Origin of the sequence: Streptomyces longisporoflavus, from assembly GCF_014649775.1 — a bacterium.
In the GTDB taxonomy this organism is placed as follows: Bacteria; Actinomycetota; Actinomycetes; order Streptomycetales; family Streptomycetaceae; genus Streptomyces; species Streptomyces longisporoflavus.
Window position 1 is genome coordinate 172,172 of sequence record NZ_BMTR01000007.1, and the last position, 16,000, is coordinate 188,171.

The following is a 16,000-nucleotide window of genomic DNA, read 5'->3' on the forward strand; positions in this document are numbered from 1 at the left end:
GCGAGCCCCGCACCCTGACCGGATCTCGGGGGTGCGGGGCTCGTCGGTCATGCCGTGTTCAGTACGTACGCCGCGTCACGAACTCCGCGAGCGCCAGCAGGCTGCCGGCCGCCTCCGGGACGGGCACCGCGCGGGAGAGTTGGTTGAGCGCGCGGGACATCCGGTCGGCCGCCTGCATCAGCGCCCAGTCCTTGCCGCCGGCCGCCTCTACGGCGTGCGCGATGCGCTCCAGGTCGCCGTCGCTCTCGGAGCCGGGCGCCGGACGTCCGTACAACTCGGCAAGGTCGGCGGCGGCCCGGGTGCCCGAAGCCAGCGCCGCGACCACCGGCAGGGACTTCTTGCGGGCCGCGAGGTCGGCACGGGCGGGCTTCCCGGTGTGCCCCGGGTCGCCCCAGATGCCGATCACGTCGTCGATGAGCTGGAAGGCGAGCCCCGCCTCGCGGCCGAACCCGTCGAGCGCCTCCACCTCGCTGCGCCGCGCGCCCGCGTACAGCGCGCCGAGCGCGCAGGCGCAGCCGAGCAGCGCACCCGTCTTGGCCTCGGCCATGGCGAGGCACTCGTCGAGCGTGACCTCGCCCGGACCGCGCCGTTCGAAGGTGCTGTCCGCGTGCTGGCCCGCGCAGAGCTCCACCACGCAGGCGGCGAGCCGGGCCGCCGCCTCGCCCGCCCCGGGGTGCGGGTCCTCGGCGAGCAGCCGCTGCGCGAGCGCCTGCAACGCGTCACCGGCGAGGATCGCGTCGGCTTCGCCGAACACGGTCCAGGCGGTGGCCCGGTGTCTGCGGGTGGGGTCGCGGTCCATGACGTCGTCGTGCAGCAGCGTGAAGTTGTGGGTCAGCTCCACTGCCGCCGCGGCCCGGACGGCCATGGCCTGCTCCCCGCCGAGCGCCCGCACCGCGGCGAGCACCAGCGCGGGCCTGATCGCCTTGCCCGCGTGCCCGGCCGCCGGTGTGCCGTCCGCGTGTTCCCAGCCGAAGTGATAGCGCGCGATGCGGCGCATCCCGCCGGGCAGCGAGTCGACCGCCCTGCGCACCTCCGGGTCGACGCTCAGCCGCGCCGCTGTCAGGAGCTCCGCCGCTTCGGACGCCTCGTACCCTCCGTGCTGGTCGTGGGCCTCGAACTCTGCGGTGGGCCTCTGTTCGGCGGGGCCTTGCGCCCTCTCCGTCATGTCCGTCGTCGTGTCCGTCATTAACTCACCCCGGGGAGGATGCGGACGGTGGCGTTTCCTGGGCCTGTGGGCGCGTACGCATGGGGTGTACCCGGCAGCGCGCCCACAGACACGGGCTCACTGCCAGCGGCCGATCTCGACGTTCTCCAAGATGCCGAGGGCGTCCGGCACGAGGACCGCCGCCGAGTAGTACGTCGACACGAGGTACGACATGATCGCCTGCTCGCTGATCCCCATGAAGCGCACGGAGAGACTCGGCTCGATCTCGTCCGGGATGCCGGTCTGGTGCAGGCCTACTACGCCCTGCTCCTCCTCCCCCGTACGCATGCAGATGATCGAGGTGGTGCGGGCGTCGCTGACCGGGATCTTGTTGCACGGGAAGATCGGCACCCCGCGCCAGGTGGGGATGCGGCTGCCCGCCATCTCGATGGTCTCCGGCACGAGCCCGCGCTTGTTGAGCTCGCGGCCGAACGCCGAGATCGCCCGCGGGTGGGCCAGGAAGAGCTTCGATCCCCGCCTGCGGCTGAGCAGCTCGTCCATGTCGTCCGGGCCCGGCACACCGTCGTGCGGCTGCAGCCGCTGGTCGTACTCGCAGTTGTTGAGCAGCCCGAACTCGCGGTTGTTGATCAGCTCGTGCTCCTGGCGCTCCTTGAGCGCCTCGACCGTCAGCCGCAACTGCTGCTCGGTCTGGTTCATCGGCTGGTTGTAGAGGTCGGCCACGCGCGTGTGGACGCGCAGGACGGTCTGGGCGACGCTCAGTTCGTACTCACGGGGGGCCGCTTCGTAGTCGACGTAGGTGCCCGGCAGAACTGCTTCGCCGACGTGTCCCGCGGAGAGGTCGATGGGCGCCTCTCCGTAGTTGTTCGTCCGCTGGGCCGGGATGGCCCGCAGCCGCTGCAGGTGCTCGCGCAGCGAGTCCGTGCGTTCCGCGACCTGCTCCAGGTCCTGGCGTGGCAGCGTGAGCACGGTGCACGCGGTCACCGCTCGTGTCGTGTACTCCCAGATGGCCTCGGGGTCGAGCAGTGCCTGCTCGCCGAAGTACGAGCCGTCGGCGAGGGAGCCGAGGACCGTGTCGTCGCCGTACGGACCGGTGCCGATCTTCTCGACCCTGCCGTGCGCGAGCAGGAACACCTCGTCGGCCTGGCTGCCGAACGAGGTGATGACCGCGCCCGGAGCGAACTCGCGCTGCTGGCAGCGCTGGGCCAGCTCTCCCAGGACATCGGCGTCCTCGTAGTCCCTGAAGACCGGCAGCTCGCCGAGTTCCGCGGGGATGACCTGCACCCGGTCCCCGGTCTTCACGAACGTCACGCGGCCGTCCCCGACCGCGTAGCTCAGCCTCCGGTTCACCCGGTACGTGCCGCCCTGCACCTGCACCCACGGCAGCGTCCGCAGGAGCCAGCGCGAGCTGATCTCCTGCATCTGCGGCACGGACTTGGTGGTGGTGGCCAGATTCCGCGCGGCTGATGTGCCCAAGCTCTGCTGCGGCTCGGCCTGCTCCGCACGGACCTCTTCGCCTACCGACATTTCCACTGCCTCCCGCTCAAGCGCTGATGTGCGCCGACAACCCTTCCAGCACTCAGAGTGTTCGCGCCATTACACAAACGAGCGGGGTTGGATCACGCGTAGACGGGGCATCCGCCCGCGAGCCCGGGGAACCCCAAGATCCGCGCACCCGTTGAACAAGACACGACGACGGATAGCATCTGTACCGATATGCACCACTCCGCACCAATCCGTAGGAGACAGCAATGGCAGGCTTCCTGGATCGCGCCAAGGAACAGGCGCAGCGCGGACTCACCCAGGGCAAGCAGAAGATCGACGAGGTCCAGGCGCAGCGCACGGGCGGAGATCTCCTGAAGAAGCTGGGCGCGGCGTATTACGCGCAGCAGCACGGCGAGGGCACCCCTCAGGCCACTCAGCAGGCACTTCAGGCACTCGAGGCCCACATCGCCACGAACGGCGACGCGTTCCTGCACGGCGGCGATCACCGCGGCTGACGAAATCGGCTCGCACGGTGCCCGAACAGTCACGGAATAACTCCGAACGGCTGGTCCGGGCACCGTCGGTGCGGGTAAAAGCGGCGTACAAGACGGTGCGCGACCGGCGGCCGTCGTGCTCCGCAAAGGAGTCGGCCATGGCCCCACCCATGTCCGCGAGCAAGTTCCTCGCTGCGCTCAAGGACGAAGGTGTGACGGTCGTCGAAGTCGGCGACTGGCGTCATCACAACCGCAACCACAAGGGCCCGTGGGGCCCCGTACACGGCATCGTGATCCACCACACGGTCACCTCGGGCAGCGAGCGGACGGTGGAGATCTGCCGCGAGGGGCACCCCTCGCTGCCCGGCCCGCTCTGTCACGGCGTCATCACCAAGGACGGCCGCGTCCACCTCGTCGGTTACGGCCGCGCCAACCACGCGGGCAACGGCGACGACGACGTCCTGCGCGCGGTCATCGCCGAGAAGGCGCTCCCGCCGGACAACGAAGCGAACACCGACGGAAACCGCCACTTCTACGGCTTCGAGTGCGAGAACCTCGGCGACGGCGAGGATCCCTGGCCCGAGGCGCAGCTGGACGCGATCGAGAGGGTCTCGGCGGCCGTCTGCCGCCATCACGGCTGGACCCAGCGCTCGGTGATCGGCCACCTGGAGTGGCAGCCGGGCAAGGTGGATCCCAGGGGCTTCACCATGAAGTCCATGCGGGCACGCATCGAGGAGCGCCTCAAGTAGGCCGAGGGGCGCCTCACGCAGACCGGGGAGCGCCTCGCGCAGACAGACCCGCGCCCGTGCCCGCCGGCACGGTGCCGGGCAGAATGGCGGGGTGAGCACCACCCCGCCGACCACCCCGCGCCCGCGGCTCCCGTCCCCGCTCCAGGAGCTCCGGGACGAGCGGTTCTCGCGGCACGGGGTCACCCTCGCCCTCAAGCGGGACGACCTGATCCATCCCGACCTGCCGGGCAACAAGTACCGCAAGCTCTTCCTGAACCTGGACGCCGCCGTCGCAGCGGGCCACAGGACCCTGCTGACGTTCGGCGGCGCCTACTCCAACCACCTCAGGGCGACCGCCGCGGCGGGCCGCCTCCTCGGCATGGAGACCGTCGGCCTGGTCCGCGGCGACGAACTCGCCGGGCGCCCCCTGAACCCGTCGCTGACGCAATGCGCGGCCGACGGGATGCGCCTGTACTTCGTCGACCGGTCGGCCTACCGCAGGAAGACCGATCCGGAGATCCTGGCCTCCCTCGTGCGCGCGTCGGGCGCCGAGAACCCCTACGTCATCCCCGAAGGCGGCAGCAACGCCCTGGCCGTAAGGGGCTGCACGGCCCTGGGCGAGGAGCTGCGCGACCGTACGGACACGGCGGCCGTGGCCTGCGGTACCGGCGGCACCCTGGCCGGAATGGCGGCGGGCCTCGCCCCGGACCAGCGCGCGCTCGGCATACCCGTGCTCAAGGGCGGCTTCCTCGGCCCCGACATACGGGCGCTGCAAGAGCGGGCCCTCGGCGCCCCCACCGCCAACTGGCACCTGGACGAACGCTTCCACTTCGGCGGCTACGCCCGCACGCCGCCCGAACTCACCGCGTTCGCAAACGACTTCGAGGACCGGCACGGCCTCTCCGTGGAGCGCGTCTACGTGGCCAAGCTCCTGTACGCGCTGACGGCCCTCTCCGAAGAGGGCGCGTTTCCGCCCGGCACCAGGGTCACCGCCGTGATCACCGCGACGGAACCGGCGGCCCCCGAGGCTCAGTCCTCGACCTCCCGGTAGGCCGCCGCCTCCTCCAGGTCCAGCTTCCGCAGCAGCGTCCGCATCATCTCGTCGTCGATGCGCCGCTCGTCGCGCATCGTCACGAACACCTCCCGCTCCGCCGCGATCGCCTCCCTGGCGAGCCTGCGGTAGGTGTCGTCGGCGGACTCCCCCGTCACCGGGTTGGACTGACCGAGCCGTTCCCACACGGAGTTGCGGCGCCGCTCGAGGACGGTGCGCAGGCGGTCCTGGAGGGGCTGCGGGAGGCGATTGCGCTCGTCCTCCATGAGTTCGTCCACCCGCCGCTCCGCGGCCTGCGAGGCGGCGTTCTGCGCCTGCGCCTCCGCGAGCGTCTGCGCCTGCGCGTCCCGCCCCGGCAGTTTCAGGACCCGGATGAGCCACGGCAGCGAGAGCCCCTGCACGACCAGCGTCCCGATCACCGTGGTGAACGTCAGGAACAGCACGAGGTCGCGCGCCGGAAACGGCTCCCCGTCGTCCATGACGAGCGGGATGGAGAAGGCGATCGCCAGCGACACCACCCCGCGCATCCCGGCCCAGCTGACGATCAGCGGCCGCCGCCAGTCCATGTCGTTCTCGCGCTCCTTGATGCGCTTCGACAGCATCCGAGGCAGATAGGTGGCCGGATACGACCACACGAAGCGCGCGAGCACGACGAAGAAGAAGACACCCAGGGCGTACCAGGTGACCTGCGGGCCGCCGTACTCGCCGAGTCCCTCGACCACGAGCGGCAGTTGCAGGCCGATGAGCGCGAAGACCGCCGACTCCAGGATGAACGCGACCACCTTCCACACGGCGGCCTCCTGGAGCCGTGTCTCGAAGTCGACCTCCCAGGAGCGGTGCCCGAGGAACAGGGCGACGACGACCACGGCGAGCACTCCGGAGGCCCCGACCTGCTCGGCGGCCGCGTACGCGACGAAGGGGATCAGCAAGGAGAGGGTGTTCTGCAGCATCGCCTCCTTCATGTGCCGCCGCAGCCAGTGCAGGGGCACCATCAGAACCAGCCCGACACCGACGCCGCCTACCGCGGCCACCAGGAACTCCCTGATCCCGCCGCCCCAGCTCGCGCCCTCGCCGACCGCCGCCGCCAGGGCGACCTTGTAGGCGGTGATCGCGGTCGCGTCGTTCACCAGCGACTCGCCCTGGAGGATCGTGGTGATCCGCGACGGCAGCCCCACCTTCCGCGCGATGGCCGTGGCCGCCACCGCGTCCGGCGGCGCGATCACGGCCCCGAGGACCAGGGCCGCGGTCAGCGGCAGATCGGGGATCAGCAGATACGCGAGATACCCGACGGCGAGGGTCGCGAACAGCGTGTAGCCGACCGAGAGCAGCGCCACGGGTCTGATGTTGGCGCGCAGGTCGAGGTACGAGCTCTCCAGGGCCGCGGTGTGCAGCAGGGGCGGCAGGATCAGCGGCAGCACGATGTGCGGGTCCAGGTGGTAGTCCGGGACCCCCGGCACGTACGCGGCGACGAGTCCCGCCGCGACGAGGAGCAGCGGCGCGGGCACCGGTGTCCGGCGCGCGGCTCCGGCCACGGCGGCACTCGCCGCGATCAGTGCCACCAGGGGCAGTACGTCCATGGGTCAGGCCCTCCGCGATACGCGATCCCGTCGTAACCTGGCAATCATGAACGAGTGCCCGCATGTGGCAACGCTGCCGCACCCCGAACCAGCGCCGCTGAGCGAGACCTGCGTCGAGTGCCTGGCCGCCGGCAGTCACCCGGTGCAACTGCGGCTGTGCCTGGACTGCGGGCATGTGGGCTGCTGCGACTCCTCGCCCTTCCGGCACGCGACGGAGCACTTCAAGGACACCGGGCATGCGGTCATGAGGACCTTCGAACCGGGTGAGAGCTGGCGTTGGTGCTTCGTGGACGGTTCGATCGTCTGACGCCTGGGTACGTCAACCCGGCGCCCGTACTCTCCAATTGGGACCGCGAGACCCCTAGCCACTCTCCGTACCCTTAGGCTTACTATGAGTGACAGCAACGGAGCGGGGTCCCCGGGACACGTAACTGGGGAGCGCGGTAGCGTCACCGCAGAACTACGTGGTGCGTTACCCGTGTGACGCAGTCCGGACCGCCGTCTGACGGCGGACCTGGAGCCCCGAAAGTGCTTGTACCACCTTGGAGGTGAGGGTGTCCCAGATCGCAGGCGAGCCCGGGAATCAGGACTTCGTCGAGGTCCGCCTTCCGGCTGCGGGTGCCTACCTGTCGGTGCTGCGTACGGCCACGGCCGGTCTCGCGGCGCGTTTGGACTTCACTCTCGACGAGATCGAGGACCTGCGCATCGCGGTCGACGAGGCCTGCGCGATCCTGCTCCAGCAGGCCGTGCCGGGTTCGGTGCTCAGCTGCGTCTTCCGGCTCGTCGACGACTCGCTGGAGGTGACCGTCTCGGCGCCGACCACCGACGGCCGGGCCCCGGAACGGGACACCTTCGCCTGGACAGTGCTGTCCGCCCTCGCGGGTCAGGTCGACTCCTCCGTGGCGGAGGACAACACCGTCTCGATCAGCCTCTACAAGAAGCGCGGCGCGGGACCCGGGCCGGCGTGAGGGACGGGGAGGGGCCGGTGCGGGAGGAAGAGCGCGGCACACGGGATCTGCCCCCTGGTCGGGGAGGAACGCCGATGACGGGGCGCGACGCTCCGGTGGAGCCGGCGCTCACAGGCATCCCCGAGCAGCAGGCCAGGCCGCACCCGGAGGATCCGGAGCAGCCGGGCCCGCCGACCGTGGCCGATGCGTCGGAGCAGACAGAGCCGACCGCCCTGGAGGAGCGCGCCAAGCCCTCCGCCCGGGGCGGCGCGCAACGGGCGGGATACATGAGCGAACACGGTGAGCGTCAGCACACCCGGCACGATCCGCAGGACCGCAGCGGCGCACGCGCGATGTTCATCGAGCTGCGCACCCTGGAGAACGGCAGCGCCGCGTACGCCGAGCTGCGCAACAAGCTGGTCCGCATGCACCTGCCGCTCGTCGAGCACCTGGCCCGCCGCTTCCGCAACCGCGGCGAGCCCCTCGACGACCTCACGCAGGTCGCCACCATCGGCCTGATCAAGTCCGTGGACCGCTTCGACCCGGAGCGCGGCGTCGAGTTCTCCACGTACGCGACACCCACGGTCGTCGGCGAGATCAAGCGGCACTTCCGTGACAAGGGGTGGGCGGTCAGAGTGCCGCGTCGCCTCCAGGAGCTCAGGCTCGCCCTGACCACGGCGACCGCCGAGCTCTCCCAGCAGCACGGCCGCTCCCCCACGGTGCACGAGCTCGCGGAGAAGCTGGCCATCTCCGAAGAGGAGGTCCTTGAGGGTCTGGAGTCCGCCAACGCGTACTCCACGCTGTCCCTGGACGTCCCGGACACGGACGACGAGTCCCCGGCGGTCGCCGACACCCTGGGCGCGGAGGACGAGGCCCTGGAGGGCGTCGAGTACAGGGAGTCCCTCAAACCGCTCCTGGAAGACCTTCCACCGCGCGAGAAGCGCATCCTGCTGCTGCGGTTCTTCGGAAACATGACGCAGTCGCAGATCGCCCAGGAGGTCGGCATCTCCCAGATGCACGTCTCCCGGCTCCTCGCCCGCACACTCGCGCAGCTGCGCGAGAAGCTCCTCGTCGAGGAGTGACGAAGGAGCAGGCCGCCCCTCCGGGCCTGCTCCTTCGGGACGTCTGGTGCCGGACGGCTACTTCCCGCCGTCCTGTGCGTTCCCCGGCCCCCGGATGCCGAGGGCCTCGGTGGTGGCGGGATTGACCAGCAGGACGAGCGCGGCCACCGCGACGGCGGCGAGCGCGATACCGGCCGGGATGGCCATGCTGTCGGCCTGCAACAGCTGCCAGGCCACCGGAAGCGCCATGATCTGCGTGATGATCGCGGGCCCCCGGCTCCAGCCGCGGCGGAGCAGGAGGCCGCGGGCGGCGAGCAGCGGCAGCAGCGCGAGGACGATCAGCGTGACGCCGCCCGTGGTGGCCTGTTCCGGGTTGTCGGGATCACCCGCGAGACCCATGACGAGCATGTAGACACCGGCGGCGATGAGCGCGACGCCCTCCAGCGCGGCGAGGGCCGCCGCGGCCGTCAGACGTCCGGGCCGCGGGCCGGTTTCCGGGGCTTCGGGGGTGGGGTTCCGCTCAGTACTCACCCTTGCAGGGTAGCTGTGCGTGTCCGCGGACCGGCCCCCGGTCCGACCCCCTCGGTCTAGGCCAGTTCAGGACAGCTAGGTACCCTGCTTCGCATGCGTGCACTTCTTGTGGTCAACCCGGCGGCAACCACCACCAGCGCGCGCACGCGTGACGTACTGATTCATGCGCTGGCGAGCGAGATGAAACTCGAGGCGGTCACCACGGAGTACCGCGGTCACGCCCGGGACCTCGGCAGACAGGCGGCGGAGAGCAAGGACATCGAGCTCGTCGTCGCACTCGGCGGGGACGGCACCGTCAACGAAGTCGTCAACGGCCTGCTGCACAACGGGCCCGACCCGGACCGGCTGCCCCGCCTGGCGGTCGTCCCCGGCGGCTCCACGAATGTCTTCGCCCGCGCCCTGGGTCTGCCCAACGACGCCGTGGAGGCGACCGGCGCCCTGCTCGACGCGCTGCGTGAGGGAAGCGAACGCACGGTGAGCCTGGGCCGGGTGTCGGGAACGCCCGGCACGGAGGACGAAGCGGTCCCCGCGCGCTGGTTCACGTTCGCCGCGGGCTTCGGTTTCGACGCCGGAGTGGTGGGCCGGGTCGAACAGCAGAGGGAACGCGGCAAGCGGTCCACCCACGCGCTTTATTTGCGCCAGGTGTTCCGTCAGTTCCTCGACGAGCCGCACCGCAGACACGGGATGATCACGCTGGAGCGGGCCGGCGAGGACCCGGTGACCGACCTCGTGCTCTCCATAGTCTGCAACACCTCTCCCTACACCTACCTGGGCAATCGTCCGATGTACGCGTCCCCGCGGGCCTCCTTCGACACCGGCCTCGATGTGCTCGGACTGAGCAAGCTGTCCACCGGCGCGGTGGCCCGTTACGGCACCCAGCTCCTGACCTCGACGCCCGATCGCGGACCTCACGGCAAGCACGCGGTTACGCTCCATGACCTCACCGACTTCACCTTGCATTCGAAGGTGCCGCTGCCCCTTCAGATGGACGGCGACCACCTGGGACTGCGCACGAGCGTGACGTTCACAGGCGTACGCCGTGCACTGCGTGTGATTGTGTGAGTAGAAGGGCCCAAAGTCCTTTCACTCGAACGTTTAGGCCAGGCTCCACCCCATGGAAGTACGGCTGTGACCCAGTCGACACTGAGGAATCAAAAAAAACTTCCCGGAAGGGGTTGTATCCGCCGCCGAGGTTTGCGAATCTCTACATGGCGATCGGGACGGCCCGCAACATCGGCCCCACAGAGAGCCAGAACCCCCTCCTCAACACATAGGACATCGTCGCGTTTGTGACGGAAGTCCCTTCCGTTGTCGAGGGATTCGTGAAAGCGTTCACATTCACAAGCAACTTGCATGTAATACCAAGGAGAGGTAGCAGCCATGGACTGGCGTCACAACGCCGTTTGCCGCGAGGAAGACCCCGAGCTCTTCTTCCCCATCGGCAACACCGGTCCTGCGCTGCTGCAGATCGAGGAAGCCAAGGCCGTCTGCCGCCGCTGCCCCGTCATGGAGCAGTGCCTGCAGTGGGCGCTCGAGTCCGGCCAGGACTCCGGCGTCTGGGGTGGCCTCAGCGAGGACGAGCGCCGTGCAATGAAGCGCCGCGCCGCTCGCAACCGTGCACGCCAGGCCAGCGCCTGACGCTCACGCCCCCCACGAGCCTGAGCCCGGCGGCGCGTACAGCGAGTACGCATCTCCCGCCCCCGAGCCGCAGCCGCGCAGTACCCCCGATGCGCAACGCAACGTGAGCAGTGAGCCCCGGACCACTTAGGTCCGGGGCTCACTGCTTTGCGTATGCGGTGTTTCCGTCCGCGAGTTCTCGTGAGCGCTCGCGATCTCTCGTACGCGAGTGCGCTATTTGTCGCCGCGTACCGGGATGTCGAGGACGACCTGTGTGCCGCGCTCCGGAGCCCGGACCATGTCGAACGTGCCGCCCATCTCGCCCTCGACCAGGGTGCGGACGATCTGCAGGCCGAGGTTGCCCGAGCGGTGCGGATCGAAGCCCTCGGGCAGACCGACGCCGTCGTCCTGGACGGTGATGAGGAGACGCCCGTCCTTGCTGGTGCCGCCGCGTACGGCGGAGACCTCGACCGTGCCGGTGTCGCCTTCCTGGAAGCCGTGCTCCAGGGCGTTCTGCAGGACCTCGGTGAGGACCATCGAGAGCGGGGTCGCGACCTCGGCGTCCAGGATGCCGAAGCGTCCGGTACGCCGGCCGGTGACCTTGCCGGGCGAGATCTCGGCGACCATCGCGAGGACGCGGTCGGCGATCTCGTCGAACTCCACGCGCTCGTCCAGATTCTGGGACAGCGTCTCGTGCACGATCGCGATCGAACCCACGCGGCGCACGGCCTCTTCGAGAGCTTCACGGCCGGTGACGGAGTCGATGCGGCGCGCCTGGAGGCGAAGGAGAGCGGCCACCGTCTGGAGGTTGTTCTTCACCCGGTGGTGGATCTCCCGGATGGTCGCGTCCTTGGTGATCAACTCCCGCTCCCGGCGACGCAGTTCGGTGACGTCGCGCAGCAGTACGAGCGAACCGATCCGCGGGCCCTTGGGCTTGAGCGGGATCGCGCGGAGCTGGATCACTCCGTCACCGCCCTCGATCTCGAACTCGCGGGGCGCCCAGCCGCTGGCGACCTTGGCCAGCGCCTCGTCCACCGGGCCGCGGGACGGGGCGAGTTCGGCCGTCGCCGTGCCGAGGTGGTGGCCGACCAGGTCGGCGGCGAGGCCGAGGCGGTGGTAGGCCGACAGCGCGTTCGGTGACGCGTACTGGACGATGCCGTCGGCGTCGAGGCGGAGCAGGCCGTCGCCCACGCGCGGGGACGCGTCCATGTCGACCTGCTGGCCGGGGAACGGGAAGGAGCCGGCGGCGATCATCTGGGCCAAGTCGGACGCCGACTGGAGGTAGGTCAGTTCGAGGCGCGAAGGAGTGCGCACCGTGAGCAGGTTCGTGTTGCGGGCGATGACACCCAGGACGCGTCCTTCCCTGCGTACGGGAATGGACTCGACCCGCACCGGGACCTCCTCGCGCCACTCGGGGTCGCCCTCGCGCACGATGCGGCCCTCGTCCAGGGCGGCGTCGAGCAGCGGGCGCCGGCCGCGCGGGACGAGGTGGCCGACCATGTCGTCCTGGTAGGAGGTGGGGCCGGTGTTGGGCCGCATCTGCGCCACGGAGACATAGCGGGTGCCGTCGCGGGTGGGAACCCACAGCACGAGGTCGGCGAAGGAGAGGTCGGAGAGCAGTTGCCACTCCGAGACCAGCAGGTGCAGCCACTCGAGATCGGAGTCACCGAGAGCGGTGTGCTGGCGGACGAGGTCGTTCATGGAGGGCACGTGTGCGAGCGTACCTGGCGGGTCCGGCGGGGCCGCTCCGGGAGATTCGCGGCGGGCCCCGGCGCCTTCCCGACGAGCCGCGGCGCCAGGACGGGACCCTCAACCCGCCCACGGCACCGCAGCCCTTCAGGAACACCGACCACCGGAATGTGCGGTACCGGACGGCCGGTCGGAGGATCCGACACGGTCAGGGCAGAGAGTGCCGGCTCCTCGGTCCGCCCTCCTGTGCGGGAAGGACGGATGCTTTACCAACGCATTGTGGACTAGACCATTCACCTGTGTCTACGCGTCGGCAGATGTTTGTTGTCGTCTCTTTCTCTCTCCGGGCGGAGGCGGGCCGGCTCTGCTAGATTGGTCTATACCACATTGACTCCGTGAGTCCCCTCTCCAGATCGGCAGGCCCAGCGTGGAAGTTGTCATCGTCCCGGACGCCAAGGCAGGCGGCGAGCTCATCGCGGAGGCCATGGCCGCCTTGGTGCGCCGCAAGCCTGACGCCCTGCTCGGTGTCGCCACCGGATCCACCCCGCTGCCCATCTACGAAGCCCTTGCCGCGAAGGTCGCCTCCGGTGCCGTGGATGCCTCGCGGGCGCGGATCTGCCAGCTCGACGAGTACGTGGGGCTGCCCGCCGGGCACCCCGAGTCCTATCGCTCCGTGGTGCTGCGCGAGGTCGTCGAGCCGCTGGGGCTCGACGAGAAGTCCTTCATGGGGCCCGACGGCACCGCCAAGGACGTCCAGGCCGCCTGCGATGCGTACGACAAGGCGCTCGCGGCGGCCGGCGGTGTGGATCTCCAGCTCCTCGGGATCGGCACCGACGGGCACATCGGGTTCAACGAACCGTGCTCCTCGCTCGCCTCGCGTACGCGCATCAAGACGCTGACGGAGCAGACGCGGGTGGACAACGCGCGCTTCTTCGACGGGGACATCGAGCAGGTCCCGCACCACGTGATCACCCAGGGGATCGGGACGATCCTGGAGGCCCGGCATCTGGTGCTGCTCGCCACGGGTGAGGGCAAGGCGGACGCGGTGGCCGCGACGGTGGAGGGTCCCGTGGCCGCGGTGGTTCCGGCCTCGGCTCTGCAGTTGCACCCGCATGCGACGGTCGTCGTGGACGAGGCGGCTGCGTCCAAGCTGAAGCTCGGGGAGTACTTCCGGGCCACGTATGCGGCGAAGCCTGATTGGCAGGGTCTGTAGGTTGCGCGAAGGTGCCGGGTGCCCCTTTTACTGGGGCGCCCGGCACCTTCCGTTTGTTGTTTCTCCGCGGGTGCGTGGGGGCTGATCGCGCAGTTCCCCGCGCCCCTTACGGGGCGCTTCCTACGCCCCCGTGATGACCTCCGCCGCCGCCAGGCCGCAGACCCTTGCCGCGCCGTGCGTCGCGATGTGGAGGGAGCCCGTCGGGGGTGACTGGGGGACGCCCATTTCGACCACGATCGTGTCGGGGCGGGCGGACAGGAGCGTGTTCAGGGCCTCCGTCATCCACGCGTGGCGGTGGGCGTCGCGGACCACGGCCACGACGCGCCGCTCCCCCGCCTCCGCGAGGGCCAGCGCACCGGCGTCGGCACCCGTGAAGCTGCCCGTCTCCGTGCCCGGGAGCAGGCGGGCCAGTTCGGCGGCCACGCCCCACGGGGTCTCGTCCCCCACCGCGATGTTGGCCATCGGGGTGAAGGCCGCGACGAACGGCGCTTCGGTGAGCGGCGCCGTGTAGGACTCGCCCCGGGTGACCGTCAGGGCGCGGCGGGCCGCGACCAGGCCGATCTCGGTGCCGGGCGCGCCCCCCGAACGCTCGGCCGCGCCCGACACCGAAGTCCAGTGGGCAAGCGCCCGTACGCGCGTGGCCGCGTCGGCGAGGCGCTCCTCGGAGAGCTCGCCCGAGCGGACGGCCCCGACCAGCGCGTCACGCAGCCGCAGCACCGTGTCGTCGTCCGCGAGACCGCCGCCCACGCAGATCGCGTCGGCGCCCGCGGCGATGGCGAGGACGCTGCCGCGTTCGATGCCGTACGTGGCGGAGATGGCCTGCATCTCCATGCCGTCGGTGACGATCAGGCCGTCGTAGCCCAGTTCCTCGCGCAGGATGCCCGTCAGGATGCGGCGCGAGAGCGTCGCCGGGTACTCCGCGTCCAGGGACGGGACGAGGATGTGGGCGCTCATCACGGCGCGCGAGCCCGCGGCGATCGCGGCCCGGAACGGCGCGAGGTCACGTGCCCGGAGCACCTCGGGGTCGACACCGATGCGCGGCACGGCGTGGTGCGAGTCGACCGCGGTGTCGCCGTGCCCGGGGAAGTGCTTGGTGCAGGCCGCGACGCCGGCGGACTGCAGCCCCTCGACGTACGCGGCGGTGTGCCGGGCCACCAGGAGCGGGTCCGAGCCGAAGGAGCGTACGCCGATGACGGGGTTGTCCGGGTTGGAATTGACGTCGGCGGACGGCGCCCAGTTGAGGTTGACGCCGCACGCGGCGAGCCGGCGGCCCAGCTCGGCGGCCACGTCACGGGTGAGCTCCGTGTCGTCGACCGCGCCGAGCGCGTGGTTGCCGGGGAAGGAGGAGCCGGAGCGGACCTCCAGGCGGGTCACGTCACCGCCCTCCTCGTCGATGGCGACCAGGACGTCGTCGCACTCGGCGCGCAACTGCGCCGTAAGTGCGGCCAGCTGTTCGGGCGAGGCGATGTTGCGGCCGAAGAGGCCGACCGAGGCGAGCCCTTCGCCGATCCTGCGGAGCAGCCAGTCCGGCGCGCTGGTCCCGACGAAGCCGGGCTGCAGCACAGTCAGGGCGTTGCGGGTCAGAGTGTCGGTGGGGCTGGTGAGTGTCGTCATATGGCGGTTATCCCTTCACGGCACCGTCGGTCAGACCGCTGACGGCCCTGCGCTGCAGGAAGACGAAGAGGACGAAGATCGGGACGGCGAAGAGCGAGGCGGCGGCCATGGTGGCGCCCCAGTCGTCGCCGAAGGCGGTCTGGAAGCCGGACAGCCAGACGGGAAGCGTCTTGGCCTCCGCCTCCTTGTTGAGGACAAGGACGAGCGGGAATTCGTTCCAGGCGGTGATGAAGCCGAAGAGCGAGGTGGACATCAGGCCCGGCGCGAGCAGCGGCAGGATCACCCGGCGGAACGCCTGCATCCGGGTACAGCCGTCGACCATCGCCGACTCCTCGAGCTCGCGCGGCACCGCGGCGACGAAGCCGCGCAGCGTCAGGAGCGTGAAGGGCAGGATCATCACCATGTAGAAGAGGGTGAGCGGAATCAGGCTGTTCAGCATGTCGGCGTCACGCACGATGATGTAGATCGCGATGACCATGACTTCCCAGGGCGCCATCTGGGCCAGCATGAAGCCGATGATGAAGCCCTTGCGGCCCTTGAACCGCATCCGGGCGAGCGCGAACGCCGACGCGAGGCCGATGATCAGCGAGAACACCACGGCGAGCAGCGTGACGGTGAGGGAATTGCCGACCATCGTCCAGAAGTGGTCGGCGTTCACGGCCGTCTTGAAGTGCTCGAACGTCACGTCGGTCGGGATCCACACCGGGTTCTCGCTGATGATGTCGCCGGTCGGCTTGAAGGCCGTGGCGAACATCCAGTAGACCGGGAAGACGAGGACGACGAAGAGTACGACGGCCACCGCGTTGGGCCAGATGCGGCGAAACCTCGACG

Annotated in this window: 16 protein-coding genes; 9 read left to right on the plus strand and 7 right to left on the minus strand. The window is 70.1% G+C overall.

From position 1 onward, the window contains the following. Window positions 1-58: 58 nt before the first annotated feature. Together IE226_RS16560 and IE226_RS16565 are read right to left on the minus strand one after the other, a co-directional pair. Window positions 59-1,186, minus strand: a complete 1,128-nt coding sequence (locus tag IE226_RS16560) for a family 2 encapsulin nanocompartment cargo protein polyprenyl transferase (protein ID WP_190081996.1) — start codon at window positions 1,184-1,186, stop codon at window positions 59-61. 96 nt (window positions 1,187-1,282) lie between these two features. After that, window positions 1,283-2,689 (minus strand): family 2B encapsulin nanocompartment shell protein, encoded by a 1,407-nt coding sequence (locus IE226_RS16565; RefSeq protein WP_190081997.1) that lies wholly within the window; start codon window positions 2,687-2,689, stop codon window positions 1,283-1,285. Window positions 2,690-2,913: 224 nt separating this feature from the next. Here IE226_RS16565 and IE226_RS16570 point away from each other — a divergent pair, with 224 nt between their 5' ends. From IE226_RS16570 to IE226_RS16580, 3 genes are all read left to right on the plus strand, one after another. Beyond that, entirely contained in the window at window positions 2,914-3,162 is a 249-nt protein-coding gene (locus IE226_RS16570; RefSeq protein ID WP_190081998.1) for a hypothetical protein, read from the plus strand. Between the two features lie 137 nt (window positions 3,163-3,299). Continuing rightward, window positions 3,300-3,890 carry an N-acetylmuramoyl-L-alanine amidase gene (locus tag IE226_RS16575; RefSeq protein WP_190081999.1) on the plus strand — a complete coding sequence of 197 codons (591 nt, stop codon included), beginning with the start codon at window positions 3,300-3,302 and terminating at the stop codon, window positions 3,888-3,890. 91 nt (window positions 3,891-3,981) lie between these two features. Continuing rightward, window positions 3,982-4,920, plus strand: a complete 939-nt coding sequence (locus IE226_RS16580; protein WP_190082000.1) for a 1-aminocyclopropane-1-carboxylate deaminase/D-cysteine desulfhydrase — start codon at window positions 3,982-3,984, stop codon at window positions 4,918-4,920. On the opposite strand, the gene IE226_RS16585 is transcribed toward IE226_RS16580, so the two are convergent. Further along, complete coding sequence (locus IE226_RS16585; RefSeq protein WP_190082001.1) at window positions 4,899-6,497, minus strand: Na+/H+ antiporter; 1,599 nt, start codon at window positions 6,495-6,497, stop codon at window positions 4,899-4,901. The genes IE226_RS16580 and IE226_RS16585 overlap by 22 nt on opposite strands. Window positions 6,498-6,543: 46 nt before the next feature. On the opposite strand from IE226_RS16585, the gene IE226_RS16590 reads away from it, so the two are divergent. From IE226_RS16590 to IE226_RS16600, 3 genes are all read left to right on the plus strand, one after another. Further along, window positions 6,544-6,804 carry a UBP-type zinc finger domain-containing protein gene (locus IE226_RS16590; protein ID WP_190082002.1) on the plus strand — a complete coding sequence of 87 codons (261 nt, stop codon included), beginning with the start codon at window positions 6,544-6,546 and terminating at the stop codon, window positions 6,802-6,804. A 247-nt stretch (window positions 6,805-7,051) separates the two neighbouring features. Further along, window positions 7,052-7,465, plus strand: a complete 414-nt coding sequence (locus IE226_RS16595; protein WP_135332116.1) for an ATP-binding protein — start codon at window positions 7,052-7,054, stop codon at window positions 7,463-7,465. Continuing rightward, window positions 7,462-8,526 (plus strand): RNA polymerase sigma factor SigF, encoded by a 1,065-nt coding sequence (locus IE226_RS16600; RefSeq protein WP_190082003.1) that lies wholly within the window; start codon window positions 7,462-7,464, stop codon window positions 8,524-8,526. The genes IE226_RS16595 and IE226_RS16600 overlap by 4 nt, the downstream gene beginning before the upstream one ends. 57 nt (window positions 8,527-8,583) lie before the next feature. On the opposite strand, the gene IE226_RS16605 is transcribed toward IE226_RS16600, so the two are convergent. Then, window positions 8,584-9,036 carry a hypothetical protein gene (locus IE226_RS16605; protein ID WP_190082004.1) on the minus strand — a complete coding sequence of 151 codons (453 nt, stop codon included), beginning with the start codon at window positions 9,034-9,036 and terminating at the stop codon, window positions 8,584-8,586. Window positions 9,037-9,129: 93 nt separating this feature from the next. Between IE226_RS16605 and IE226_RS16610 the strand changes: the two genes are divergently transcribed. Beyond that, window positions 9,130-10,098 carry a diacylglycerol/lipid kinase family protein gene (locus tag IE226_RS16610; protein WP_190082005.1) on the plus strand — a complete coding sequence of 323 codons (969 nt, stop codon included), beginning with the start codon at window positions 9,130-9,132 and terminating at the stop codon, window positions 10,096-10,098. Window positions 10,099-10,416: 318 nt separating this feature from the next. Continuing rightward, window positions 10,417-10,674 carry a WhiB family transcriptional regulator gene (locus tag IE226_RS16615; RefSeq protein WP_016639615.1) on the plus strand — a complete coding sequence of 86 codons (258 nt, stop codon included), beginning with the start codon at window positions 10,417-10,419 and terminating at the stop codon, window positions 10,672-10,674. Between the two features lie 213 nt (window positions 10,675-10,887). On the opposite strand, the gene IE226_RS16620 is transcribed toward IE226_RS16615, so the two are convergent. Next, a complete protein-coding gene (locus IE226_RS16620; RefSeq protein WP_190082186.1) occupies window positions 10,888-12,354 on the minus strand; it encodes a sensor histidine kinase in 1,467 nt (488 codons plus the stop codon). 415 nt (window positions 12,355-12,769) lie between these two features. Here IE226_RS16620 and nagB point away from each other — a divergent pair, with 415 nt between their 5' ends. Beyond that, window positions 12,770-13,555, plus strand: a complete 786-nt coding sequence (nagB, locus tag IE226_RS16625) for a glucosamine-6-phosphate deaminase (RefSeq protein WP_190082006.1) — start codon at window positions 12,770-12,772, stop codon at window positions 13,553-13,555. A gap of 120 nt (window positions 13,556-13,675) precedes the next feature. Here nagB and IE226_RS16630 read toward each other — a convergent pair whose 3' ends face one another. Continuing rightward, on the minus strand, window positions 13,676-15,169 hold the full coding sequence (locus tag IE226_RS16630; protein ID WP_190082007.1) for a glycoside hydrolase family 3 protein: 1,494 nt from the start codon (window positions 15,167-15,169) through the stop codon (window positions 13,676-13,678). Window positions 15,170-15,176: 7 nt separating this feature from the next. Continuing rightward, window positions 15,177-15,983: a carbohydrate ABC transporter permease gene (locus IE226_RS16635; RefSeq protein ID WP_190082187.1), complete on the minus strand. Its 807-nt coding sequence runs from the start codon at window positions 15,981-15,983 to the stop codon at window positions 15,177-15,179. Between the last annotated feature and the right edge of the window lie 17 nt (window positions 15,984-16,000).